The following is a 24,733-nucleotide window of genomic DNA, read 5'->3' as shown; positions in this document are numbered from 1 at the left end:
CCCAAAACAACACCCAGGAGTGGAATAAATAGTAGCAAGCAAAAACAAGTTAAACTATCTAAAGACATAGCCCTCAGATCAATTCGAGCCAAAATTTCGGCGGCAACAATCATCAGTAGTTGTAAAAAATGTGAAGCCAAATCACCACGATCGAGACGAGCGCCGCTGCAATAACTAGGGTCGTGAATCCGAGCGTATTAGACCGAAAACAACGATACAGCCAGTTTTCTAGATTCAGGTCTGGTGCGATGAATACTAAAATTCGGAGAGTGATCCAACCGAGGGCAAACAATAGGATTCCCCACGGGTAGATGAACCCTGATAAAATTCCACCCAGTAGTGTGTAAGCCGGTAACAAGAGCGCTAGAGTTCCCCAAGGAAATCGATTCATTGAAACGCTGAGAGGATCAATCATAATTGGGAGTTCTTGTCCGGAGATTTTATCGATACCAATAATTCTGGGGCGAGTAGGAATCTCGAAAGCAACAGAAAAAACAGAGCGAAGCAGAGAGTGTGTCTAACTCTATTGCATTAATTCTCCCCGACTCATGACATTCACACAGAAACTCCCACATCGAGGATAAAGCAGCTTGCCGTCGCACAAATTCTTTTCCAGAATCGCTCGCTTCTTTAGCAGTTGCATAGATGGCAGAAGAAGTACAAACCTGAATCGGCTCAAGATTTGAATCGATCACATGGACCTGCCATCCTCCAGAATTGGAAACAGCCTTAATAATGTGGTCTAGATAATAAACCTCGGTCATCTCGCCTCCGCTTTCAACCGTAACGTCTACGGTCCCTGATTGTTTCTAGGGTCGTATTGCCCGCACACTCTATCAAATAAGCGTTAAGAAATCGGAGGATAATCGGAGGGATTTCGGGGGGAAATGGTCATTCCTGATCCAGTACCCGCTGAATCAGGAATGACCCAAAATATCTAAAATTATTGTTGTCTTCACTCTAGCGTTTTACTGTAGGAAATTCGAGAGGAAGCAGGGAAATTTCGGTAGGATAACGACTCGATAGTTGACACTCTAGTAAGCTCTCATCACCTCACAAAATACACGATTGGCGAATTCGCATTGAGACTACTGCCGAGTGATGCGAAGAATTTTGTCACGTTCGGGTGGGCACTGTCCCCTTGCATCACAATTACTCGTTGTGACATATAACTCTCCATCTGGACTCATGATGACCTCTCGTAAGCGTCCTTGCTCTCCTTGCAGATAGACCTCATTCAGTTGCACTTGCCCTGGATTGTTGGGATTAAACTGTACTCGATGCAGGTGACGCGATCCCAACGTACCGATGATTAAGCTTCCTTTCCATTCAGGAATTGCATTGCCTGTATAGATTGCGGCTCCACCTGGAGGAACAGCCGTCACCCAACTAATCGAGGGAGTCACGAAACCCGATCGCGTCTGGCAGCCATAAAGGGTCGGCCATCCTAAATTGTCTCCAGCTCTCGCAACACTCACTTCATCCCGTCCAGTTCTGCCGAGTTCACCTGTAGGACCGTGATCAGTGACGAGTAAGGTATTACGATCGAGCCAATCAAACCCCTGCGTGTTCCGTAGCCCTGAAATAAAAGCAGGATTCCCTGGTGTAGGATTGTCGGACGGAACTTCTCCCTCAGGAGTCACCCGCAAAATTTTACCCGCTAAACTATCCGCATCTTGAGAGCTTCCTGGTTCTCTTGCATCTCCCGTACCAATATACAGCATTCCATCGGGACCAAAGCGCAAACGACCGCCGTTGTGGAAGGCAGCAACGGGGATGTTATCAAGAATTAAACGATCTCGCTGTGCCTGCTGACCATTCTCAGACAATCGCCAGCGTTCCACACGATTCACAGGGCGCCCATCTTGATCGGTTGTGTAATACAGATAGAACAATCGATCCGTAGCAAACTGAGGATGTGCCGCAATTCCAAGTAATCCGCCTTCTCCCCCTCTCGCCGTGACCGATAGAGTTGCAACAGGTTGAGGCTGAAGCTGATTATTGCGAACTAACCGCACTCGTCCTGGACGCTCCGTGACTAGCATCTCGTTGTTGGGAAGAAAGGCAATGCCCCAAGGAACATCTAGCCCGCGAACAACTTCCTCAACTTGCACATTGACTGTGCCAGAGGAACCAAACCTGTCCTTAACAAGTTGACAAGTTCTTTGAAGGGATTGAGTTTCAGGTTGAGCTTGTGTAGTGTTTGCTGGAGTTGTAGGAGTCGGAGTCGCTGGATCTGCATCAGCAGGAGGTTGCAGGGCTGCACGATCGCAGGCGAGTAATCCCACTAAGCAAAGACCCGCTAAAATACGCTTCGACCAAACCATTAAAAACTCCTGTCAATGACTGAGAAACTACGCTGAAGAAAGTAGCAAAACGAGAATGATCGGCTACTATTGCTATTTTGTAGTTTGCATTTCCAGTCCAACATCACTCAGAGGAACTATTTGTTTTCAATGGGCTGCCTTCTTTAGAGACGTAAAATCCACCGTGCAACATTGAGGTAAATTAATACGCCGAATACGTCTACGGCGGTTGTAATAAACGGAGCAGACATCAATGCGGGGTCGAGTTTGAACGATTGGAACAAGAACGGTAGACCCGAACCCGCGATCGAGGCAATCAATGAAATCGCAAATAAACTGATCCCCACCGCGATCTCGACTCCTAAATCCCCTTGTAAAAGATAAGCCCACACTGTCACAATCACGCCTAACATTGCTCCTAGAATGCTCCCTGCCACCGCTTCTCGTTGAATCACACCAAAGCGGTTCCGGAGTTGATCATTATCAGTATTTAAGCCCCAAATAATGACCGTAGACGATTGTGACCCAACATTTCCCCCAGTATCAATCAACAATGGAATAAATGCCGCCAGTGCAACCACCCGCTCTAACACATCTTCCTGACTGCGAATCACGGCGCTTGTTGCAGTATTGGTCACTAAAAGAACTAACAACCAGACGACACGCTTTCGGGCAATCGTGAAAAGGTTGGAACGAAAATAGTCATCACCATCAGATTGCAAGCCGCCTAATGTGTAAATATCTTCTGTTGCTTCCTGCTCCAACACATCTAAGACATCATCCACCGTCACCATGCCTACTAGACGATGCTCACGATCGACAACTGGAACAGCAATTAAATCGTAGTCCTGGATGATTCGCGCCACGTCTTCTTGATCGGTATTTGTCTCGACACTGACCACCTCTCGATTCATAATCTGGCTAATCAGTACTTCCAAATCAGCCATGAGCAGTTCTCGGAGTGAGAGAATTCCGTTCAAGTGCCGACTGGTATCAATGATGTAGAGATAATAGATTGTTTCCGTCGATCGAGCGACTTGGCGAATCCGTTCTAGTGCCTGAGCGACTGTCCATGATTCTTTGAGGAAGACATACTCTGATGTCATGATTCGCCCTGCGGGTAGTGCTTTTTAGGGAAGAACGTAAAAAAGGAGGGAGCGAGAATAGAGCAGTAGATCGACTTCACGTTATAACACTGATGGTTAAGCCCTTACTTACTTGTCCAACCTGTGGCGCGCATGACATCAACAAGAATGGCACGACGCGACATGGCAATCAGAACTACAAATGTAGGGATTGTGGGCGACAGTTCGTGGAAAATCCCAAGTGGAGGCGTATTGGCGATGAGACGAAAGCGACCATAGGGCGAATGCTGCTAGAAAAGATTCCACTGGTTGGAATTGCTCGGAGTGTGCAAGTAAGTGAAAGTTGGTTGCAGCAATATGTTAATGCGTATTATGCAACGGTTTCTCAACAAGTGCAGGTGCACCCGAAAGCCCGAAGACGATTGAGCGTGCAGATGGACGAGCTGTGGTCATTCGTCGATGAAAAGGCAATGAGCAATGGGTGTGGTTGGCACTGGATGCCGAGACGCGAGAGATTGTCGGGGCTATGTCGGAGACCGTTCGGGTGAGTCAGCCAAAGCCCTCTGGCAGTCCTTGCCTGCGCTCTATCGTCAGTGTGCAGTTTGCTATACCGATTTCTGGGCGTCTTACCCTGCTGCTCTCCCCAGCAAGCGGCATCGGGCTGTCGATAAGAGCAGCGGATTGACCAGCTACATTGAGCGGTTCAACAATACTCTAAGACAAAGAGTTTCTCGATTAGTGCGAAAAACCTTGTCGTTCTCGAAAGACTTGGACAATCACATTGCTGCGGTCTGGAACTTCATCCACTACTACAACGACCAACGGCGACAAGCTATCGCATAAAGTCAGCCTTTTTCCTCCATCATTTCCTAAAGGGCACTACCATCACTTCTAAAACATCGGGTCGCTTAAAATCCTCCAGGAGTGCTTCTTGAATGGCAGGATCAAGATACTCGTAAACTTCGATCGCTTCATCTTTGGACAATAGCCGAAATGCGATCGCTTGCATGACCGATGGAAGATCCTCGATTGCGTCTGCAATATCAATCGGCTGAATAGGTACGAGGAGCGCTTTGGCTGCTTGGAAGTCCTTTTGCTCCAACAGCGTTTGAAGTTGCGATCGTACCCACTCCCTTAACTCTTGTCGAGTGAGATTTTGTGGAAATTGAGTCACGATAGCTTCCTACTTTCGGAAAACAGTTGTTCGATCTTTTTCAATGCAGTTTGGAAACGGATCATTGTTATTGCTAGCTATTCTGAAGTTAGGACAGTCACAATAGCAATCGGTTCTGATTCGATCAATGCCGAATCGAGAAACTCAAACATAAATACAATAGTGACCAATAACTTTACCGTAGCGCCTCCCTGTGAACAATTCGGAGGAAAATCAGGGGGATTTCGGGGGGACGTGAATTGCTGAAACAGCATGAACGAGCCAGACGGACTTCTGCCACCCTTCTAAAAATTTTCCATCGAGATCGTGTCACGGTAAGTTTCGCCGAGAAAAAGATCTCTGTTGTATCTTCAATGCTTTTTCAGATGGGCAATAATCCGAACACTCGATCGCAGAGTGAGTCATCACGATCGAAGGGTTTACTGCACATTTGAGATAGAAGTTATTATGAAAAAATTGACAATTTTGACAAGGAATATTGCTTTCTGGCGAATGGATTTGCGCTTTAGGTGAATCCTTTCTACTTCTGGCTACTGACCACAGTGCTGTTCCCCAGATCGCTACAAATCCCAAAAGGTGGATTGCACCGAGACTAGATCCTGATGCAGCGTCTGTAGGCGACGGATTGATCGGAGTAATCGGCTCTGGAGAAGACTGGCTCGTTTGATTCGTTACAAGCTTAATCTGAGTCATACTAATACATCCCCCTAAGCTGCCATGCCTGCTGATTTACTTCAATGTCGTGGTGCTCCCTAGTTTTAGGGTCGTTTGCGAAAGTGACAGAAAGATGACACCTGACGATCGTAGAGAACGGGTTGTAGCTTAAGAATTAATTGAGCCAGCGAAAAGCGCGACGTAACTCCGCAGTCCCGTTTGTCTCATACCAGCGACCATGCGCGAGAATCACCTTCTCAGGACTCCATTTAAGCATTCGATGGAAGTCATCACGAGCTTGTTCTTTCTGTCCCCAAAACGTCACCCGCAAGTCCAGTGGGGCTTTTCCATCTGGATCAGCATTTCCAGCTAACTTCACAAGCCAACGAAGTTGTTTCCCTACTTTGTTAAGCTCAAAATTCTCAATTAGGTCAGCAAGAATGAGCGTTTCACTTTTACGATGGAAAAAGACCACTTCTTCCATAAATCGGCTGCCTCGAAAGATCAATTGATCTAGTTCAGCAATCCATTCTGGAGGTGGTTCGTCCCCTAAATCGGCATCAAAACGAACATCAATTTTTTGTTGTGCGGCACGCTCTCGAACGCCTGGAGATGCCCAAGCGATCGCACCTGGATAAGCCTGCGACCAAGCATTAATGTGTGCGTAATGAATCTTGTTTGGTGAAATTAGGTGTTGCACTCTACCAAGCGCATCAACTTGGGCTTTGAGTTCTGTGGTCAATTCAATCGGGGAATGACACCATAGTTCACCATTACTAAGTCGTACAAGGGTCATTCTCGTTGAAAAGGGAATCTTCATTCCATACATTGACATGTGTACGATCGCACCATCGACAATCCAAATATCCTGATCGATCTGCTTAAGACAATGGATAGGTTCATATAGCTGGATCTCATGCTGACTCATTGTGATTTATCCACGAAGATTCTGAAGAATAACACTCCCTCATGAAAAAAGGGTTAGACATTACGGGCAGCGATCGTCGTTTCCTAACGATGGGTAAAGAGATCTCGCTTTAGGTGGCAAACCGACAATCAATCTACAAGTCAAACACACAAGTCAAACACAATAGTATCGCTGCCCCATAGAGTCCTCCATATCGGCAGCGATCGTTGAACTTCACGAATTAAGGCGAAGTCGTTGGAGTGGGTGAGGCAGTAGGACTCGCAGTTGGAGATGTAGTAGGACTAGCGGTTGGAGATACGGTTGGAGAAGCTGCTGGCGACTCTGTTGTTCCAGTACCCGTTCCTCCAGTTCCGGTTTCTCCAGTTCCAGTCGGTCCACAGGCGCTAAGAAAAGCTGACAAACCAATCAGTGAGACTAACAGTGCAACAATCTTATTCATAATTTCTCCGTGAAGTTGAGTGAAAGCAATCCAAAAAATCAATCCTGGAAACAGCAGATCAGTGAAGTCATTGCAATTCTTGAGCTTATTGCAGACTTCCCGGAAAGGCTCGCGGTCTTCTACGGGAGCGTCTCGGCTGCCTTAGAGAGAAGGAATTCATGAACCGCATTGTACTGCTAACAAACCGCTCTTCAGGACTTTGCTCTTCCCGATGTCCTAAGCTCCGTAGCCCATTTAAGTCAAGAAAGCTAAACACCACCTTTGAGAAAAAAGGCACTAAGCAAAAGAGAAAGGTATCCACATTCTGATCAAACAAGCGTAAACCAGAAGGTCCACTAATCCAAATCAACGGATAGCAAATCCAAGTAATCGTAAAAAATGTCGTTAGCCCATTGTAAAAGCTGGATAGCTCTGCATCTCCTCTCGTTTTCTCACGCAAGGGTCCCCAAACTCCCCAAAGCACAATCAGAAAGGCAACACAGCCGATCGAATACCACAAATACCGCACCCAAGGAACATCTGAAAGATCAGCAATCAACCCAGTTACAATCACAATCACTTGAGTTGCCATCAACGAAAAAGTCAGCGTCCAATCCTTCGGTTTGTGATGGTGCATTGCTGTCCAAGAGAGCGATAACAACAGGAGTGGCGTTGTCACAATCCAATCAGCATAGCGAGCAAAATGAGTCATCTGACCCGCGATCGCAATCTTTCCTTGTTCTAATCCATCTCCACTCGTGGGTAGCACCATCGTTAGATACATCAAGCCCGACCAGATTGGGATGAAAGTTGCCACAAAGTATTCTAGTCTCGGAAGACCACGAGGATTCCGCCCTAACAGTGCAAAATAAATTGCTCCGATCGACATTCCACCAATATACAACCAATGCCAAAGGCTCTGCCAATCCATCACTTACATCTCCTCATCAAAATAAAATATAGAGCTTATATACCAGCGCTCCACCTAAAACGATTGAGCTATAAGACTGGGAGCTAGGGACAGAATGCTCAAAGTCAAGTTAACTCCAAATTTAATATCAGTTCATGAGTAAAATCGTCTCTACCGATCGAGAGAAGTCACAATCTGTCTAACTTAATCGTTTGTTTGTTGGAGTCGGTACCCACCAGCATTTTCTGTAAATGTGACATAGAAGTGACAAGCTGAATCATTAGGAAAATTAGAGCTACTTTTTTATGGATTCAGTTCTATGTATCTAGCGTTGCATTTTATTAAGTAAGCAATCGTTTCTGTTAGCCCGTTCTTTAGGCAATCTCTGTCTGCAGCATGTTGATTTCGTCTGTTCTAATCATCTATCCCTAGATAAATTAAGGATCGGTGCCCATGTAAAAGAAAACTCTCTAGAACTATCCGTTATGAAAATTGGGCAATGGCTTGGATTAATTGCGCTTGTTGCTGCACTCTATATTGTTTGGCAAGTTCGGCAACTTATGTTGTTAGGATTTACCGCGATCGTGCTTGCTACAGCACTGAATGGCGTTGTGCAACGATTGCAGCAATCTCGACTTAAGCGAGGCTGGGCAGTCTTGCTGACACTGATGACCTTGCTGATGATAGCACTGGTGGTCGGCGTGCTGATTGTCCCCAATCTAATCTCGCAACTCGCTGAATTAATCACGATCTTTCCCATCGCACTGACCGCCATCCAGCAAGGCATCGATTGGATTGAGAGCCAGATTTTAGATCCCTACTTTCCGAATATCCCTAACTTTAACTGGATCATGACGCGACTCCAGCCCTTTGTCGCGAATCTATCCACACAGGCATTTATCCTCTTTGCAAACTCGATCAATGCACTGCTTGAACTGTTTGTCGTATTGGTACTGACGTTGATGTTATTAATCAATCCCCAACCCTACCGCCAAGCATTCATTCGATGTTTTCCAGCCTTTTATCGAGCGCGCGTCGATGAAGTATTAACGCTCTGCGCCACTGGTCTCGAACATTGGACAAAAGGCGCTCTGATCGAAATGATGTTCATTGGAGTTCTAAGCGGGATTGGTCTATGGTTTCTGCAAGTTCCATTAGTTCTCGCTCATGCAGTCTTAGCAGGTGTACTGAATTTTATTCCGAATCTTGGACCAACGTTGAGCGCGATTTTTCCCATTGCGATCGCCTTCCTGGATAAACCCTGGAAAGCCGTTGCTGTCTTGGTGTTGTACATTGTGATTCAGAACATTGAGAGCTACTGGCTCACGCCTACGGTGATGGCAAGTCAAGTTGCCCTTCTCCCTGCGATTACGTTAACGGCTCAATTTTTCTTTACGACCTTCTTTGGTGCATTAGGGTTAGTGATGGCACTACCCCTCGCAGTTGTGGTCAAAGCGTGGATCGAGGAAGTGTTGTTCAAAGACATTCTCGATCGCTGGCAAAGACCGACTTAACGCTAATCCTGCTTTCCCTGCATTTCTTCCACTTCAAATAAACTAATCAACACTCCCGCGATCGGGATCGACAAAAATACTCCAACTAATCCTGCGACTCTTGCACCGACAAGTAGAGCAAAGAACATTACTACGGGGTTCATATTGATTGATCCCTGCATGATTCGTGGCATCAACAAGTTCTCCTCAACTTGCTGGAGTAGAATGCAACTAACTAATACCGTTAGCGCTAGTCCAATCCCTTGTGGCAGGATGATGATCGAAGCTAAAGTGATCCCAAGCGTTGCGCCGATTCCCGGAATTAGATCGAAGACTCCTGCGATCGCGGCTAATCCCAAGGCATAGGGCACACCCAGCAAAATAAACACAATGTAAACCGAAACGCCAAAGAATACAGACAAGATAAAACGTCCCCAGAAGAAGCCGAGGAAGTTTTTGCGGACAGCAGTGGTAATACGATCGCGCATTCCCCTGGGAAAAATTCGGAGAATCAAGTCCCAAAGACGCTTGCCATCCAGCAGCATGAAGAATGCAACCACCGCAATCACAATTAAATCAAGTGCATTGGCAAGCACATTTTGCACGGTTGTAAAGCCTAGCCCCAGCGTTGAGAGCGCCCCATTACGTAATTGCCCTTCTAATTCACTGAAATCTACATTTAGATTCCACCGTTGAAGCAAGCTTTGCAGATTATCCAGAAGTTCGATCGCACTGTTCAACAGTTGAGGTGCTTGTTCGACCAACTGTTGCGCTTGCGAAAATGCTGCAATTCCCAGTGTTACTACAATACTAGCAGTCAGCAACAAGCTGAATAGGAAAACCAGAACGATTGCCAATCCCCTTGGCATAATCCGTGATGCCCACCGAACGGGAAAGTTGAGCAGGAATGCAAAAATAGCAGCAAATACAAAAATAATAATAACCGTCTCAAAATAAGCGAGAACTTGAACCACTGCCCATGCCAATGCAAATAGTAATACATAGCGAATTAACTTTGCATTGTTGAGGTTATCCCAAATTGATTGACGAGTTGGCTCATTCATAACGGCTTCGATTGACTTTGATTTAGAGCTTGCTCAAATACTTTGTCTAAATTAGGTGGACGGGATTGCTCAGTGTTTGCTGACTGCTAGACTTCGACAAGATTTTGAATGGCTTGCCACCAATGGCTTCGTCCGTTTCGCTGATGCCAATACCAATACTCACAACCCCAAAGCATCACTGTGCTATAACCAAAGTTCTTCACCACACTGATGAGTTCAGCCATGCGCTCTGGAGATGCACTAGGATAGTGAATATCATTCATTGCAACCAATTGATTCGGTTCCCAGGGTTCAGCCTGAGCTTCCGCAATCCAAGCTTCCTTGCGATTCCGCTTCATCGCTTCCTGCCAGTCTTTTAGTTTCTCCCAATAGGATTCATGTGGCTCTAGGTAGCCATCATCACCATCAGGAACTCTTGTGTAAACATTGATCCCGATCGCATCTGCTAAGGCTAAGCTAACCTGGAATGCCTTTTCATCTTCCTCAATATAAGTAGGAAGATCGATGGCATTGCTTAACATCACCTTTTGCCGAGGCAACGCTAAACTTCTCACCAACTCGACCTCCTGCCTCACAAACTCAGGACTGAGAGAGCGATCGCCCGTAATTTCCATCCGCGCAAACGGTTCATTTTCGACCTGCCAATAGCGCACGCTCCGAGCCGTACGAGTATGATGGATGACACGATCGACCAATCGAAGGGTACGATCCGCGATCTCCCGATTGTAATCGATGGGTTGAGATGTATTTCGAGTGTCTTGTTGGGCTTCTAACCATTTTGGGAAATGGAATTCGGGCCATCTTGGTGCTTTCATTCCAACAGTCAGTACTACTTCCAACTTACGTCGATCGCTTTCTTCTAAGAGCCAATCGAGAACGCTAAAGTTATATTGATTCTCGATCGGTTCTAGTTCATTCCAATAGCTACAGAGACGGATTCGGTAGAAACCAAGATCACAGATCTGGCGGAATGTTTCTTTATAGTCTAGATTGAGATACTCACACTGAAGTTGGCTGAATGTAGTCCCTAACCTGAACGAGTTAGCCATTCGTACTAGATGCTTAAGCTGTGGGTATGCCACAACAGCTCCTGTACTGGATGCCATGAGGCTCAGAAAGCTCATCGTAGAAAGCGTTGTAAACCGTCTACGAGTCAATCTCTGAGAGCGAGAAGATCGTGTTGACAGCATCGTTTGCGTTGCTCAACGAATTGGAAAGCGTGGACTTTAAAGTTGTCTTACCTCCAATATGTGCCGTAGAAATATGACAAGAAAGTGACAATTTAGAGTCCGAAATTTAAGAGATTTGAGCGATCGTCCCCCTTTGAATTCTTGATTGGTCTATTAGTTCTGAGAAGTTGTCACTTTTTCGTCATAATTACAACTCACAATCTCAAGCGAACGTAGATACACCCTCAACACTTGAGCCGGAGGTGTTGCTATGTCTGAGAAAGTGCCTTCGAGCATTAAAAACGGTTTTAGATCAAGAATTTAACACTTAAGAAAACTACAAAGTAGACTTTAAGGAGCACAGCTTGTGAATCGTTTATCTCGCTTATCCATTGCTGGAGGTTTCATTACAGGAGTGACGATCGTAGCCTTGGTATCTTCTTCATCTCAGCCGCAGTCTGTTGCGGTTGCTCAATCGACTCCTCAAGATAACACGGCTGCAAATTTTCCAGATACTCAAGACCACTGAGCACAACCCTTTATTGCTGCCCTGGCTCAACGCAACATTCTCAATGGCTATCCAGATGGCACCTTTCGTCCCACTCGTCCAGTTGAGCGGGATGAATTCGCTGCCATTATTCGGGAAGCTTTTAATCAAGATCGGGAGAGACAGATTGCCAGTGGCAGCATTTACCGGGATGTACCGCAGGGCTACTGGGCAGAATCACAAATCAAAGAAGCTTACGAAATGGGATTTATGCGCGGCTACCCAGATAATACGTTTCGCCCAAGACAATCCGTAACGCGAGTCGAAGCGCTGACTTCGTTATCAAGAAACTTAGAACTGAGGCAGCGAGTTCCAAGCACTCCTCAAAGTGCATCCACTCCAACACAAGCCACTCCAACACAAGCCACTCAAACGGCAGCACAACCGACCCGTCAACGAGCAAGACGACAAATTTTCTTCCCGATTGCAGCCCTAACTTTAATACAACCATTGATGCGTACTCCTGCTGCTGCATCTCAACCTGCTCAACCCACTCAACAAGCTGCGGGAACTCCTACACCAACGGGCGATCCGGCTCAAGTTCCTGCTAGAACGACGCTGAGTCGCTATTATGATGATGCTAATCAAGTTCCTCAGTATGCGATCGATTCAGTTGCTAACGTGACACGGGCAGGAATCGTTGTCAATCATCCAAACCGGAGGTTGCTCAAACCAAATCAGCCTGCAACTCGTGGTGAAATGGCAGCTTTTATCCACCAAGCCTTAGTTAATCAAGGGCGGTTGTTGCCGTTGGCTGATAATGTCCTGCCTCTCAGCGCATTGTCGGACGAGAAGCAATTAACTCGAACAATCAATCACAACGATAAATAATTCATCAAGAGCTAGGTATCGATCGTAAATACCTGGCTTTCTGCTTTGGCAATTTAAGTTCGTTTCTTCTGAAGTAAAGCGATGTTCACTGCTTCAGTTGCTCTTGCATTACCTTGAGTCATTGAATAGATTTCTACACGCTTTAACTCAGTAGGTTTGTTTAGTTCAATTAGATTGGAATGGGAGGCAATGATGAATGAATGGCACCAGCTCAATATTTATGTTGGTGAAGCCAATCACTGGAAGCAGCAATCGCTTCACGCTGTCTTAGTTGAAACTGCTCATGCTCACGGGCTAGCAGGTGCAACAGTTACGCGAGAAATCGCGGGATTTGGTGAAAAAGCTAGAATTCGGACTACTAATACTCTTGCGAGTTCAACTGACCTACCAGTGGTAGTTACGATCGTTGATCAAGCAGAGATGATTGCTCAATTTATTCCTGTCGTGCAATCCATAGTGCAAACGGGTTTAATTACACTTCAGCCTGTCAGTGTCATCGAGCCAGCAATAAATTCTAAGCAGACTTCATCCAATCGTCCCAAATTCTCTTTCTTCTCCTGGAACAATCGGTTCGGTTCCTAGCTTCAAGTGTTATCACCTTTACTCAACTCAATACTAACTTGCTTGACAAGCAAAAACTCTAGCTTGATGGGTATTTCCGAATGTTCTTCTCACGGTAAGATTCATTTGGTAGGGCTTTATTGCTGTTTAGATCCCGCTGAAATTTGTTGAGTTGTCATTTTTGGGTCACAATCTCAATAAATTGTGGAAGTAGCTGAAATTTAAAGTAGCAAGGAGGTTGGAATGGGCGACATTCTCTTGACGTGGCTTGTGACGACTGTTAGCTTTCTCATTATTTCCAGGCTGCCCATCGGTGTCGAGATTGCTAGTTTTAGGAAAGCTGCAATCGCTGCGGCTGTTTTCGGGCTACTGAATGCGTTGCTACGACCAATCTTATTCCTTCTTGGATTTCCCCTCATTCTCGTTACGTTCGGATTATTTTTATTTGTCCTGAATGCAATCATTTTCGGCATTGCAGCAGCGATCGTTGAGGGATTCCGATTGCGCTATGGATTTTGGAGCGCTTTGATTGGCTCGATCGCTTTATCAATCATCAATTCGATTCTTCTGTCTTTTATTTAAGCTTGCAGGAATTGGTTCTATGCGTAAATTCTCACAGCATCCGATTACGTTACTTCTTCCCTTTATCGTCGGTCTACTGTTTGTTGCTTGCCAGCCGCAAGCCTCCACTCAGCAAGCCCCGACACAGAGCCAAACTGCGTTGCCTACCGCTTCTGCTCCAGTTGCCTATGTCGATCGTCCCTTGAGTGCTTCTCCTGCTCAATTGCCACCCTTGCCCTATAATCCAGGCGCACTCAGTAAAGCGATCGATGCTGAAACCATGCGAATTCACCACGATCGCCATCATCAAAGCTATGTCACCAATCTCAATAATGCCCTCAAAGATCAGCCAAACTTGCAAAATTTGAGTGTTGAAGCGATGCTACGTGACCTTAACGCTGTTCCTGAAAACATTCGGAACACGATTCGCAACAATGCGGGAGGCCATCTCAATCACACGATTTTCTGGCAGATCATGAGTCCAAATGGGGGCGGACAACCAACAGGAGCGATCGCTCAAGCAATCAATCAAAGCTTTGGAAGTTTTGAGAATTTCCGTAAGCAGTTTAATGAAGCGGGGGGCGAGCGCTTCGGGAGCGGTTGGGTTTGGCTGGTGCGAAATCCTCAAGGACAGCTCCAAATCGTCTCAACTGCGAATCAAGATAATCCAATCATGGAAGGTAACTATCCCATCATGGGGAACGATGTTTGGGAACACGCTTACTATCTCCGCTACCAAAATCGCCGCGCTGACTATCTGAATAACTGGTGGAATGTTGTTAACTGGAACGAGATTAATCGTCGATTTCAAGCGGCTTCACAACAACAGACGGGGGGTTAAGGATGCGAAGCTTATTAATGCACAGCCCGATCGTGGTTGCACTCGGTTGGATCATTGCATTTCTGTTCTTTACGGTTTTACCTCTACTGGTTCTGCTTATCTATCCACCTCCAGCGGGCCGAGGGTTTTGGCTTGACTTTTCGGTAGCGCTTGGCTTCATTGGCTTGGCACTCATGGCGCTACAGTTTGCACTGACAGCGCGAATCAATCGAGTTGAGGCTTCTTACGGAATCGATTTGATTTTGTCGTTTCACCGTTACACCTCGTTTGTTGCTTTTGTGATGGTGTTGGTGCATCCGCTGGTTCTGTTCTGGGTGCAACCTAGTACCCTTGGATTGCTGAATTTTCCCGTGGCTCCCCTGCGGGCACAAATGGCGGTATTGTCTACCCTGGCATTTATCGCTCTGATTGTGACAACAATTTGGCGCAAGCCCCTCAAGATTCCCTATGAACCTTGGCGTTTGTCTCATTCGATTTTGTCGGTGTTAGCGGTGGCATTAGGACTGGGACACGCATTGGGGGTAGGGAACTATCTCGGATTGTTTTGGAAAGCTGTCTTGTGGTCAGCGATCGCACTGGTTTCACTTTGGTTGATTGTTTACATTCGTTTGGTTAAACCCTGGCTCATGACAAAAAAGCCGTTTCTGGTTGAGGAAATCAAGCCAGAGCGCGGTGATGTTTGGACGCTTGCCCTGCGCCCCGTTGGTCATGATGGCTTCCAGTTTCAGCCTGGTCAGTTTGCTTGGATCACCCTGAACATCACCCCATTTAGTATGCGGGAACATCCCTTTTCGATGTCATCGAGTGGAGAACACTCGGAGCGGTTAGAGTTTGGCATCAAGGCAGTGGGAGATTTCACCAGTCGCATCAAGGACTATAAACCTGGAACAAAAGCCTATCTGGATGGTCCCTATGGCGTGTTTACAACGGATCGTTATGAAGATGCGGCTGGATTTGTGTTAATTGCTGGCGGCATTGGAATCACACCGATTATGAGTATGTTGATTACAGCAGCAGAGCGAGGGGACGATCGCCCCTACACCCTTATCTATGCAAACAAGACTTGGGATGAAATTACTTATCGCGAAGCGATCGAAGAGCTTAAAACAAAACTGGATCTAAAGATCGTTCTTGTGCTGCGTGAAGCCCCGGAGGGTTGGGAAGGAGAAACGGGATATGTCGATAAAGAATTGCTCGATCGTCATATTCCCAAGCGTCGAGGCACTCGGCATTATTTCACCTGTGCGTCTCCCAAAATGATGGATCAAGTGGAGCGTGCTCTGCACGAACTAAATGTACCCGTGACGAATGTGCATTTAGAGCATTACAACTTAGCATGAATCAACGGAGGAACAAAGAAAGACCATGCGTTACAGTATTATGCTTCAACTGGTCGGATTTTTGACGCTTGTTCTACTCGGTACGGCTGCTTTTTTCGCTTGGATGCAGAACCGTCCGACAACTGATCAAAATCGTACTGCACTGAAAAATTTTGACCTGGTGTGTCGTGCATAACAATGTTCTCCAGTATCTCTGTCTGGTACCAGTTTGGAAAAACAAATATTGCATCAGTTGACGATTCGATAGCGAACGAGCTTTCTTACCTCTTGAATGGGTAGCCCTATCTCCTCAGCGATCACAGATTCAACTTGTCTCGCATCAATGATCGGGAACTCGTATTCTAATTTCTTTAGATTGGAGTCAGTTGTTTTAATCGAGACTGCGGTTGTTTTCCGGCGCTGATCAATCTCGGCATGAATCACCAAAACTGTGACCGACAGCTTCATTTCCAACTGGGTATCAGCTTGAAGCTGGCTTGGGCTGGTATAGGAGCCGTGCAAGACTTGATGCGCGATCGCGCTTCCCGTCAGCCAGAATAGAATGCCAGCGACTACTAACGCCAACCAAAACTCTGCGCCGATCAATTTAACTTGTTGAATGACTCGTCGGAGTCGTTTCATATCCATCTTCTCTAGACCGTTGGCTAGTCTAATGCCTGAAGAAAGATTTGAAATCTTGCCAGAGCAGGACGCTTGTGAACATCGATCTCTATAATTTGGAGGAGTAGCATTTTAGTCAGCAATGCGAATTCTACTCGTTGAAGATGATCCTGAACAACTCGAACCCCTCCATGCTGCGTTATCGGAGGTGGGGCATATTGTTGATGCAGTACAAAACGGTGAGATCGCGCAGTGGATTTTGTCGCAGCGTCACTATGATCTGCTGATTCTGGATTGGATGCTGCCCGAGGTCAGTGGAATTGATCTTTGTCGAAGATACCGAAGCGCCGGGAAAGCTTCACCTGTGCTCATGCTCACGGCAAAGGATACCACAAGCGATAAGATCACTGGCTTAGATGCGGGAGCGGATGACTATCTTGTTAAGCCTGTGGATCTGTTTGAATTGCTGGCAAGAGTTCGGGCATTGGGCAGACGTTCTCCACTGTGGCAGGGCGAAACGCTTTACCTCGAAGACCTCACGCTCAACTTAACGATGCTCTCTGTGGAACGCGACGATCGTGCCATTCAACTCTCAACCCGAGAATTTCAATTGCTGGAATATCTGATGCGCCATCCGCGTCAAGTTCTCAGCCGCGACCAGTTAGAGCAAGCGTTATGGGAGTGGGGGGACGAACCGGAAAGCAACGCTATCACCGCTCTTGTCCGGCGACTCCGGCAGCGTTTGGAATCCCTTGAGGTTGCGAACTGGATTGAAACTGTTTATGGCATGGGCTATCGCCTGAGTCCGAAAGTGTAGGAGTTTGCCCGTTTATGTTCACGCGCAGCCGTCGGAATCTTTCTCGTTGGTTTATGCTTTCAATGGGAAGTATTCTGATGGTCTTTGCGGTTACTCGCTATTATCTGACTGCGATCGAGCGCCTGAGGTATCTGGATCAACTGCTGTATAAGAAAGCTCAGGTGGTTGCCGCGACGGTGCAGTACAAGCAGCGAGATGGACAACGCCAAATTGACTTCAAGAATGTTCCGTTTCTGGGAGAGTCTCCGTTGCCACCGGGAAGTGATGCAGTGTACGCACGATGGTATGACCCCCAGGGACGATTACAGCAGTTTTTTGGAATTGCTTCGCCGCCTGCACTGTTGGAAGATGTTCCAGAGTTACAAACTTTGACGATTGAAGCAGGACTCCTGAGCAATCGACCAACATTAGTGCGGCAGATTACGCTGCCTGTGCAATATCGGGGGGAATTGTTGGGCTACTTGCAAGTTGCAGTTCCGCTTGCTCCCTTGCAAAGTGAATTACAGCAAGATTTACTGGTATCCTTGGTCGCCATTCTGATTGCTCTAACTGCTATCGTAGTTGCAGCGTGGGCATTAAGCGGCGTGGCAATGCGACCGATTCAGGAATCCTATGATCACTTGCAGAAATTTACCGCCGATGCGTCTCACGAACTCCGCACTCCGCTTGCAGCAATTTTGAGTAATGCTCAAGTTGGATTGCTAGCTCCGATGGAAAAGGGAGAGAGCAAACATCAGCGACTCGAAAAAATTACTGCAACTGCGAAATCAATGACGGTTTTAATTAGCAATCTTCTGTTTTTGGCAAGGCGTTCCGGTCGGATTGCGGATGAAGCACTACAGGCGACAGATTTAAGCCATGTGTTACAGGAGCTGATCAACGAACCCACGATTCGGACGGCTGCTCAGTGGGTTCAGTTGAGCTTAGACTTTCCTGAACAATCTGTCACGATTCGGGCAGATCAGGAACTTCTGAAGCAAGCGATCACAAATCTGATCACGAATGCTTGTAAATATACGCCTGCTGATGGACGGGTTAACCTCCGATTGTTTGTTCAGTCTCGCCAAGCGATCGTTCAAATAGAAGACACTGGAATCGGGATTCCCGATGCTGACTTGCCTTATATCTTTGAGCGGTTTTATCGGGTGGATCGGGAACGTTCTAGAGAGAAGGGAGGAACGGGATTGGGGCTTGCGATCGCACAGCAAATTATTGCGGCGCATGGCGGAACGATTACCGCTCGAAGTTCAGTTGGACAAGGCTCAGTATTCCAAATTATGCTTCCGCTTCAGTCATCTATGTGAACGACCACATTTATCTTTTCTAACTTTAAATCTATCCAAAGTTGGATGATTTTTTAGCAATACGCTTTGAATACTGTTACTTCAATTTGCAAAACAGCGTTTTCTTCAACTACTACTTTAGAGATATCTTAAGGACTTTATTAGCAATTATGAGCAATTTATTAATTTTGTCACTTTCGCGTCACATTTACTATTGACGCTAAGAATAAAGCATCTATCGCTTGCAGTTCAAGCATGTCATTCTCTAACAGTTCGTCGTACTAGCCGCGAGGTTTATGAATAATGCACACGCCGTATTAGGAGAAGTCAATCATGAGACGAGTTTGGTTGCTGATATCTACCGCTGTCTTGACGGGTACAGCATTTCCGGCTGTTGCACAAGTTGCACCACCTGCAAATCGCCCTCAATCCTCTCAGGATGCCAGCGTTCAGGTGAATAATAGTGCGCCTCTAATTATGGTGTATGGACGTATTAAACAAGTTCGTGGAACTCAGTTTAGCCTCAATTCTAATCTTGGGTTATTGACTGTGAACAAGCGAGAAGCGATCGATCTACAGCCGAATGAGCCTGTGACTGTTGTAGGTATCCCAGATGCACAATCAGGTACATTAAATACCTACTCAATTACTCGCTCAGACGGGACAAATATTACCTTTAATTCAACTGGAACAGTGATTCAACGGCTTGCAGACCAGTTCAATTAAAACTCAACTAGAACTTGTCTAAATCAATGAACCTGAGACGCGATTACTCTTTGGGAACTGCGAGGAACCTGTGACTAAACTAGACACACCTTATTCTTTGAATTCATCTGCTAGTCATTCAGCTTTGAAGTCACCCACCCTGACGCTTCCCGATGCAATCGCCATTATTGTTGGCATTGTGATTGGAGCAGGCATCTTTGAAACTCCTGCGCTCGTTGCTGCAAATAGCAGTAACAGTTTTATTGTCTTACTCACTTGGCTCGTGGGTGGAACTGTCTCCTTAGTTGGAGCCTTATGCTATGCCGAGTTAGCTACAACCTATCCGCACGTTGGAGGAAACTATGAGTACCTGAAACGGGCATTTGGACAGAATGTCGCATTTCTGTTTGCTTGGGCACGGATGACCGTGGTTCAAACCGGATCAATTGCTCTACTCGCCTTTGTGTTTGGTGATTATGCGTCTCAACTCTTCAGTTTGGGATCGGGGTCATCTTCGATCTATGCTGTCGGTGCGATCGCGCTTCTAACGAGCCTCAATGTGATCGGCGTTCAACAAGGCAAGCGGATTCAGAATTGGCTGACCGTCATCACAATTCTGGGACTTGTCACGATCATTGTTCTAGGGTTGGTGTTAGCTCGTCCCTCACCTCAGTTAACAGCGCCTGCGCTTGCATCCAGTAACTGGGGTTCAGCAATGCTGTTTGTGCTGTTATCGTATGGGGGTTGGAATGAAGCCGCTTACATCTCTGCGGAAATTCAAAAGCCTCAGCGTAATATTGTGCGATCGCTGCTCTGGAGCATTGGCATTATCACTGCCCTGTACTTGCTGATTAATGTGGCATTTTTGCGAGGATTGGGTGTGTCCGGTATGGCACAATCTCAAGCGATCGCTGCCGATTTAATGCGACAAGTTTTGGGAGAGCCTGGAGCCATTTTAATTAGTGTGCTGATCGCAATGACTGCTTTAGGCTCATTGAATGCTTCAATCTTCACGGGAGCAAGAACAAACTATGCCTTTGGACAAGATATCCCTTTGTTTAGCTTTCTAGGGCGCTGGCGGTCTCAGGCAGGAACGCCCATGACCGGATTTCTGGTACAAGGCGCGATCTCACTGCTTCTTGTTCTCATGGGAACCTTCACCCGCAACGGATTTGAAGCAATGGTTGATTACACTGCTCCGGTGTTTTGGTTCTTCTTTCTCTTGAGTGGCATTTCTGTATTTTTACTCAGAGCGCGAGAGCCAAATCGACCTCGCCCGTTTCGAGTTCCACTTTACCCAGTGACACCGCTTCTCTTTTGCGCTGTCTGTGGCTATCTGTTGTACTCCAGCATAGTTTATACAGGCTTAGGTGCGATCGTTGGCATCGCTGTTGTAGCTCTGGGTATCCCGTTTTTGTATTGGTCTCGCATTCAACATCGTCGTTCATAAAACAATTTAGGAGTTAGAACTATGCGGTTTAAACGTGTGTTAGCTAGATTTGTGATTGGGCTGAGTGTTGCAGGAGTGGGTGTCGGATGCACTCAACAGCGCGATTTTCAAGCCGAGGCTCAGACTAATCCCACTATCGCTCAACCGCCTCAAGCGCCAGCGCCAGATCGTTCTCCGGATGTTCCGTATGTCCCGACTCCTCAGCCTGTTGTGGATCGGATGCTACAGATTGCGAATGTGAATCAAAATGATGTGGTGTACGATTTAGGCAGTGGCGATGGTCGGATTCCGATTACTGCTGTTCGGCAATTCAATGTCCAACGGGCGATCGGGGTTGATATCAATCCTCAACGGGTACAAGAAGCAAACCAAAATGCCCAACAAGCGAATGTGACTGATCGTGCAGAGTTTCGCCAGCAAGATTTATTCCAAACCGACTTGCGCGAAGCAACCGTTGTCACACTTTACTTACTGCCTGAAGTCAATCTACGATTGCGTCCCAAATTGCTCAGCGAACTGAAACCCGGTACTCGCATTGTTTCTCACGCTTTTGACATGGGCGATTGGCAACCGGAACGAGTTGAAAATGTCGATGGGCGAACAATCTATTACTGGACCGTTCCAGAAAACGTTCCCGCCAATCTCAAACAATAAGTTCGCTCACTATCATCTATTCACACTTACGAAAACATTTAGAGTCATATCATGAGACAACAACTGAAAAAAACAATTGCAGCAACTGCTTTAGGCGCTATTCTGATGCCGATCGTCGCTGCCTGTGGTGGACAACCCACCGCAGAGGCACCCACTCCTGCTCCTGAAGCGACAACTGCTCCTGCTTCTCCGGGCGTTCAAGGTTCCCCTGCTCCAGGTACACAAGCAAACGCTGGGAATGTAACGGATCTCATTCGTAATAATCCTTCGCTCAGCACACTCTCTTCTGTCATCAATGAGGCAGATTTAAGCAATACATTGGGGCAAGGCGGACCTTACACCGTATTTGCACCCTCGGATCAAGCATTTGCAGCCCTTCCTGCTGAAACTCGTGAGCGCCTGCTTCGAGAGGAGAATCGACAATTACTCCGCCAAATCCTGACTTACCATGTGGTTCCTGGCAGTTTAACCGCAAGTCAATTGCAGCCCGGTCAAGTCCAGACGCAAGCTGGGAACTCAGTCAACGTGCAAGTGGATGGACAGCAGGTTCGGGTGAATGAGGCGCGCGTCATCCAACCGGATTTACAAGCAGCAAACGGGGTGGTGCATATTGTCGATCGCATCATCTTGCCACCCAATGTAAATCTGTAGCGTGAATCTGTAGCGTGAATCTATAACGGATACTTGAGAGGGAAACGTGATGAAAGGATTAGCTGGAAAGAATGCGCTCATTACAGGAGCAAGTTCCGGGATTGGGCAAGCCATTGCGATTCGTCTCGCTCAAGAAGGCTGCAATATTGCCATCAACTATCGCAAGAGTGCCGAGGAAGCTGAAACCACAGAGGATGTTGCGCTGCAAAAAGCTTGTGGTCAAGTTGACGCTTGTGGGGTCAAGTCTCTCTTGATTCAAGGGGATGTGTCCAAAGAGGAAGACATTCTCAAGATGGTAAACACAACCATTGATCAATTTGGCAGCTTGGATATTTTGATCAACAATGCCGGAGTGCAAACAGAGCGTCCCTCTCATGAAATTCCGATCGAGGAGTTCGATCGCATTCTATCGATTAACCTGCGGGGTGCATTTTTATGTGCGCGAGAAGCGATTAAGCATTGTGTTTCTCGGAATCAACCTGGCACGATCATCAATGTCTCTAGCGTTCATGAAGTCATTCCTCGACCGACGTATCTAACTTACTCAATCAGTAAAGGCGGTATGGGGAATTTGACGAAAACCTTAGCGCTGGAATATGCCGATCGAGGAATTCGAGTCAATGCGATCGCTCCTGGTGCAACGGTTACGCCAATCAATGAATCCTGGACAGATGATCCGGAGCAGAAAGCGATCGTCGAAAGCCACATTCCAATGGGTCGCGCCGGAACCCCTGAGGAAATGGCGGCTGCGGTTGCCTTTCTCGCTTCTGACGAAGCAACTTACATCACGGGACAAACTTTGTTTATTGATGGCGGACTAACGCTCTACGCCGATTTTCGGGAATCTTGGTCTGCCTAGATTGAAAGCTGATCAAGTGATTTTTCAATCCAAATTAAAACTCATTGCGACAATTCTTCAATGAACATTCAACAATCCACAGATCGTCACTTAAACGAGGCAGTAAACCTCCTCAATAAGTCAATTCTGTATTACCGAGGTCAGCCTGTAGGCACGATCGCTGCACAAGATCCTACCGCCAATGCTCTGAACTACGATCAGTGTTTTATTCGCGATTTTGTTCCCTCTGCCTTGGTCTTCCTGATGCAAGGTCGAACCGATATTGTTCGGAACTTCTTGATTGAAACACTGAACTTGCAAAGCCAACCGAAAGAAATGGACTGCTTTGAAGCAGAAACGGGATTGATGCCTGCAAGCTTCAAAGTGGTTCAGGCAGATGGGAAAGAGTGGTTAGAGGCGGATTTTGGAGAAGCAGCGATCGCACGAGTTCCGCCTACTGATTCATGTCTCTGGTGGCTGATCTTACTCCGAGCTTACGTTCAAGCAACCGGAGACGTAGCACTCGCACACCAGCCCAAATTCCAAACCGGAATTAAGCTCATTCTCGATCTATGTTTGGCTCATCGGTTCTCGCTCTATCCGACGCTGCTTGTTCCCGATGGTGCTTTTATGATCGATCGACGCATGGGTGTGTATGGTCATCCTCTAGAGATTCAGGTGCTTTTTTATGCAGCATTGCGAGTCGCACAGGAATTTCTACTGCCAGAAGAAGAACGCTACCTCAAAGCGGTTAACCAGCGTCTAGGGGCATTGCACTATCATGTGTGGGAATACTACTGGATTGATCTAAAGCGCCTCAATCAAATCTATCGGTTTGAGGTCGATGAATATGGTGAGAACATTGCAAACAAGTTCAATATCTATCCAGAATCGATTCCTGCTTGGTTAACGGATTGGTTACCTGAAAGTGGAGGCTATCTCGCTGGAAACTTGGGACCTGGACGGCTCGATTTTCGCTTTTTCGCATTGGGGAACCTGTTAGCGATCGTCTTCTCACTGGCGAATGAAGCTGAATCTCAAAGTATTATGAATTTGTTTGAGCAGCGTTGGCAGGATTTAATTGGTTATATGCCCGTGAAGCTTTGCTATCCTGCGATCGAGGGAGAAGAATGGCGCACACTCACGGGCTGTGATCCCAAAAATTCGCCTTGGTCGTATCACAATGGAGGCAACTGGGTGGTGTTACTTTGGGCATTTGCGATCGCGGCGCAAAAAACAGGTCGAGTGGAGTTAGCAGAACGTGCGATTGCGATCGCCGAACATCGTTTAGTGCAGGACGACTATCCAGAATACTATGACGGTCGCTCCGGACGCTTGATTGGAAAAGAAGCTCGATTGTATCAAACCTGGAGCATTGCAGGCTTGCTGGCTGCCAAAGAATTCATTGCTCATCCTGCTCACTTATCGCTGATTAGCCTCGAATGGCAGATAGAATTCTCAAGCTGTAAGACATAAGCAGTGCTACTTAGGTTATCAGTATTTGCAATTCCAGTATTGGAACGAGGTTTTGCGGACTTGATTCGGATACTCAATCAATTTTCTGGCTGTCAACATCGTAGCCCTCTAAGCATGAGTTTCAGCCTCTCTTCTGCCTGGAGTGGAAAGAGGAATATAGTATAGATGCTGATGAATGGAGATCTAGCCATGCTGTATAGCAATCACTACTGTACAGGAAAGTAGAACTACTGCTGCAAAGCAAAATTCGTTTGACGACTCGGTTTCATTGTCCCAGCACGCTAGTCGAAACTACCCACTTCAGTGGGAGACTTTAGTTGCTACACACCTCCCGATGGCTGAAATAGGCGAACGTGATAGGTTTGAGAGAAAAACTA

The 24,733-nt window shown here is 46.7% G+C and carries 25 protein-coding genes and 3 pseudogenes; 17 read left to right on the top strand and 11 right to left on the bottom strand.

Annotated elements, in window-relative coordinates; genetic code table 11:
* Nucleotides 1-112: 112 nt before the first annotated feature.
* From NC981_RS23260 to mgtE, 4 genes and pseudogenes are all read right to left on the bottom strand, one after another.
* Nucleotides 113-415 carry a hypothetical protein gene (locus tag NC981_RS23260; protein WP_348245145.1) on the bottom strand — a complete coding sequence of 101 codons (303 nt, stop codon included), beginning with the start codon at nt 413-415 and terminating at the stop codon, nt 113-115.
* A gap of 25 nt (nt 416-440) precedes the next feature.
* Nucleotides 441-764, bottom strand: coding sequence for a hypothetical protein (locus NC981_RS23255; RefSeq protein ID WP_348245143.1), 324 nt, complete (start codon nt 762-764; stop codon nt 441-443).
* Between the two features lie 324 nt (nt 765-1,088).
* Nucleotides 1,089-2,327, bottom strand: coding sequence for a PQQ-dependent sugar dehydrogenase (locus NC981_RS23250; RefSeq protein WP_348245141.1), 1,239 nt, complete (start codon nt 2,325-2,327; stop codon nt 1,089-1,091).
* Nucleotides 2,328-2,470: 143 nt separating this feature from the next.
* Nucleotides 2,471-3,424, bottom strand: a pseudogene (gene mgtE, locus NC981_RS23245) (magnesium transporter); the annotation flags it as partial.
* An 80-nt stretch (nt 3,425-3,504) separates the two neighbouring features.
* Here mgtE and NC981_RS23240 point away from each other — a divergent pair.
* Nucleotides 3,505-4,234 (top strand): annotated as a pseudogene (locus tag NC981_RS23240) (IS1 family transposase).
* A 40-nt stretch (nt 4,235-4,274) separates the two neighbouring features.
* Here NC981_RS23240 and NC981_RS23235 read toward each other — a convergent pair.
* From NC981_RS23235 to NC981_RS23220, 4 genes and pseudogenes are all read right to left on the bottom strand, one after another.
* A pseudogene (locus NC981_RS23235) lies at nt 4,275-4,565 on the bottom strand (magnesium transporter); the annotation flags it as partial.
* Nucleotides 4,566-5,394: 829 nt separating this feature from the next.
* Entirely contained in the window at nt 5,395-6,147 is a 753-nt protein-coding gene (locus NC981_RS23230) for a DUF4336 domain-containing protein (protein ID WP_348245139.1), read from the bottom strand.
* 220 nt (nt 6,148-6,367) lie between these two features.
* Nucleotides 6,368-6,586, bottom strand: coding sequence for a hypothetical protein (locus NC981_RS23225; RefSeq protein WP_348245137.1), 219 nt, complete (start codon nt 6,584-6,586; stop codon nt 6,368-6,370).
* 85 nt (nt 6,587-6,671) lie between these two features.
* Nucleotides 6,672-7,496: a bacteriorhodopsin gene (locus NC981_RS23220; RefSeq protein WP_348245135.1), complete on the bottom strand. Its 825-nt coding sequence runs from the start codon at nt 7,494-7,496 to the stop codon at nt 6,672-6,674.
* 464 nt (nt 7,497-7,960) lie between these two features.
* Between NC981_RS23220 and NC981_RS23215 the strand changes: the two genes are divergently transcribed.
* Complete coding sequence (locus NC981_RS23215; RefSeq protein WP_348245133.1) at nt 7,961-8,989, top strand: AI-2E family transporter; 1,029 nt, start codon at nt 7,961-7,963, stop codon at nt 8,987-8,989.
* A gap of 2 nt (nt 8,990-8,991) precedes the next feature.
* Here the strand turns inward: NC981_RS23215 and NC981_RS23210 are convergent, their stop codons facing one another.
* Both NC981_RS23210 and NC981_RS23205 read right to left on the bottom strand, forming a co-directional pair.
* Entirely contained in the window at nt 8,992-10,032 is a 1,041-nt protein-coding gene (locus tag NC981_RS23210) for an AI-2E family transporter (protein ID WP_348245131.1), read from the bottom strand.
* Between the two features lie 86 nt (nt 10,033-10,118).
* Nucleotides 10,119-11,222, bottom strand: a complete 1,104-nt coding sequence (locus NC981_RS23205; RefSeq protein ID WP_348245129.1) for a beta-galactosidase — start codon at nt 11,220-11,222, stop codon at nt 10,119-10,121.
* 346 nt (nt 11,223-11,568) lie between these two features.
* Between NC981_RS23205 and NC981_RS23200 the strand changes: the two genes are divergently transcribed.
* The 7 genes from NC981_RS23200 (at nt 11,569) to NC981_RS23170 (ending at nt 16,057) form a co-directional block, all read left to right on the top strand.
* Nucleotides 11,569-11,730, top strand: a complete 162-nt coding sequence (locus NC981_RS23200; RefSeq protein ID WP_348245127.1) for a hypothetical protein — start codon at nt 11,569-11,571, stop codon at nt 11,728-11,730.
* Between the two features lie 219 nt (nt 11,731-11,949).
* The gene (locus NC981_RS23195; protein WP_348245125.1) at nt 11,950-12,579 is read left to right on the top strand and encodes an S-layer homology domain-containing protein; all 630 of its coding nucleotides are present in this window, start codon (nt 11,950-11,952) and stop codon (nt 12,577-12,579) included.
* A gap of 192 nt (nt 12,580-12,771) precedes the next feature.
* On the top strand, nt 12,772-13,161 hold the full coding sequence (locus NC981_RS23190) for a DUF190 domain-containing protein (RefSeq protein WP_348245123.1): 390 nt from the start codon (nt 12,772-12,774) through the stop codon (nt 13,159-13,161).
* 222 nt (nt 13,162-13,383) lie between these two features.
* Nucleotides 13,384-13,722 carry a phage holin family protein gene (locus NC981_RS23185; RefSeq protein WP_348245121.1) on the top strand — a complete coding sequence of 113 codons (339 nt, stop codon included), beginning with the start codon at nt 13,384-13,386 and terminating at the stop codon, nt 13,720-13,722.
* A 19-nt stretch (nt 13,723-13,741) separates the two neighbouring features.
* Nucleotides 13,742-14,542, top strand: coding sequence for a superoxide dismutase (locus NC981_RS23180; protein WP_348245119.1), 801 nt, complete (start codon nt 13,742-13,744; stop codon nt 14,540-14,542).
* A 2-nt stretch (nt 14,543-14,544) separates the two neighbouring features.
* Nucleotides 14,545-15,882 (top strand): ferric reductase-like transmembrane domain-containing protein, encoded by a 1,338-nt coding sequence (locus NC981_RS23175; protein WP_348245117.1) that lies wholly within the window; start codon nt 14,545-14,547, stop codon nt 15,880-15,882.
* Between the two features lie 25 nt (nt 15,883-15,907).
* Nucleotides 15,908-16,057, top strand: a complete 150-nt coding sequence (locus NC981_RS23170; RefSeq protein WP_348245115.1) for a hypothetical protein — start codon at nt 15,908-15,910, stop codon at nt 16,055-16,057.
* Nucleotides 16,058-16,110: 53 nt separating this feature from the next.
* Here NC981_RS23170 and NC981_RS23165 read toward each other — a convergent pair whose 3' ends face one another.
* Nucleotides 16,111-16,503: a hypothetical protein gene (locus NC981_RS23165; protein ID WP_348245113.1), complete on the bottom strand. Its 393-nt coding sequence runs from the start codon at nt 16,501-16,503 to the stop codon at nt 16,111-16,113.
* Between the two features lie 121 nt (nt 16,504-16,624).
* Between NC981_RS23165 and rppA the strand changes: the two genes are divergently transcribed.
* The 8 genes from rppA (at nt 16,625) to NC981_RS23125 (ending at nt 24,356) form a co-directional block, all read left to right on the top strand.
* Nucleotides 16,625-17,299, top strand: coding sequence for a two-component system response regulator RppA (gene rppA / locus NC981_RS23160; RefSeq protein WP_348245111.1), 675 nt, complete (start codon nt 16,625-16,627; stop codon nt 17,297-17,299).
* Between the two features lie 14 nt (nt 17,300-17,313).
* On the top strand, nt 17,314-18,603 hold the full coding sequence (locus tag NC981_RS23155) for an ATP-binding protein (protein WP_348245109.1): 1,290 nt from the start codon (nt 17,314-17,316) through the stop codon (nt 18,601-18,603).
* A gap of 312 nt (nt 18,604-18,915) precedes the next feature.
* A complete protein-coding gene (locus NC981_RS23150) occupies nt 18,916-19,308 on the top strand; it encodes a hypothetical protein (protein WP_348245107.1) in 393 nt (130 codons plus the stop codon).
* Nucleotides 19,309-19,405: 97 nt separating this feature from the next.
* The gene (locus NC981_RS23145) at nt 19,406-20,737 is read left to right on the top strand and encodes an amino acid permease (RefSeq protein ID WP_348245173.1); all 1,332 of its coding nucleotides are present in this window, start codon (nt 19,406-19,408) and stop codon (nt 20,735-20,737) included.
* 21 nt (nt 20,738-20,758) lie between these two features.
* Nucleotides 20,759-21,391 carry a methyltransferase domain-containing protein gene (locus tag NC981_RS23140; protein WP_348245105.1) on the top strand — a complete coding sequence of 211 codons (633 nt, stop codon included), beginning with the start codon at nt 20,759-20,761 and terminating at the stop codon, nt 21,389-21,391.
* A gap of 51 nt (nt 21,392-21,442) precedes the next feature.
* Nucleotides 21,443-22,042 carry a fasciclin domain-containing protein gene (locus NC981_RS23135; protein ID WP_348245103.1) on the top strand — a complete coding sequence of 200 codons (600 nt, stop codon included), beginning with the start codon at nt 21,443-21,445 and terminating at the stop codon, nt 22,040-22,042.
* A 49-nt stretch (nt 22,043-22,091) separates the two neighbouring features.
* Nucleotides 22,092-22,901 (top strand): glucose 1-dehydrogenase, encoded by an 810-nt coding sequence (locus NC981_RS23130; protein ID WP_348245101.1) that lies wholly within the window; start codon nt 22,092-22,094, stop codon nt 22,899-22,901.
* A 60-nt stretch (nt 22,902-22,961) separates the two neighbouring features.
* A complete protein-coding gene (locus NC981_RS23125) occupies nt 22,962-24,356 on the top strand; it encodes a glycoside hydrolase 100 family protein (protein ID WP_348245099.1) in 1,395 nt (464 codons plus the stop codon).
* Nucleotides 24,357-24,733 lie beyond the last annotated feature (377 nt).

The organism is Leptolyngbya sp. DQ-M1 (assembly GCF_039962505.1).
Lineage (GTDB): Bacteria > Cyanobacteriota > Cyanobacteriia > Leptolyngbyales > Leptolyngbyaceae > Leptolyngbya.
This window is presented reverse-complemented; position numbering and strand designations above follow the sequence as displayed.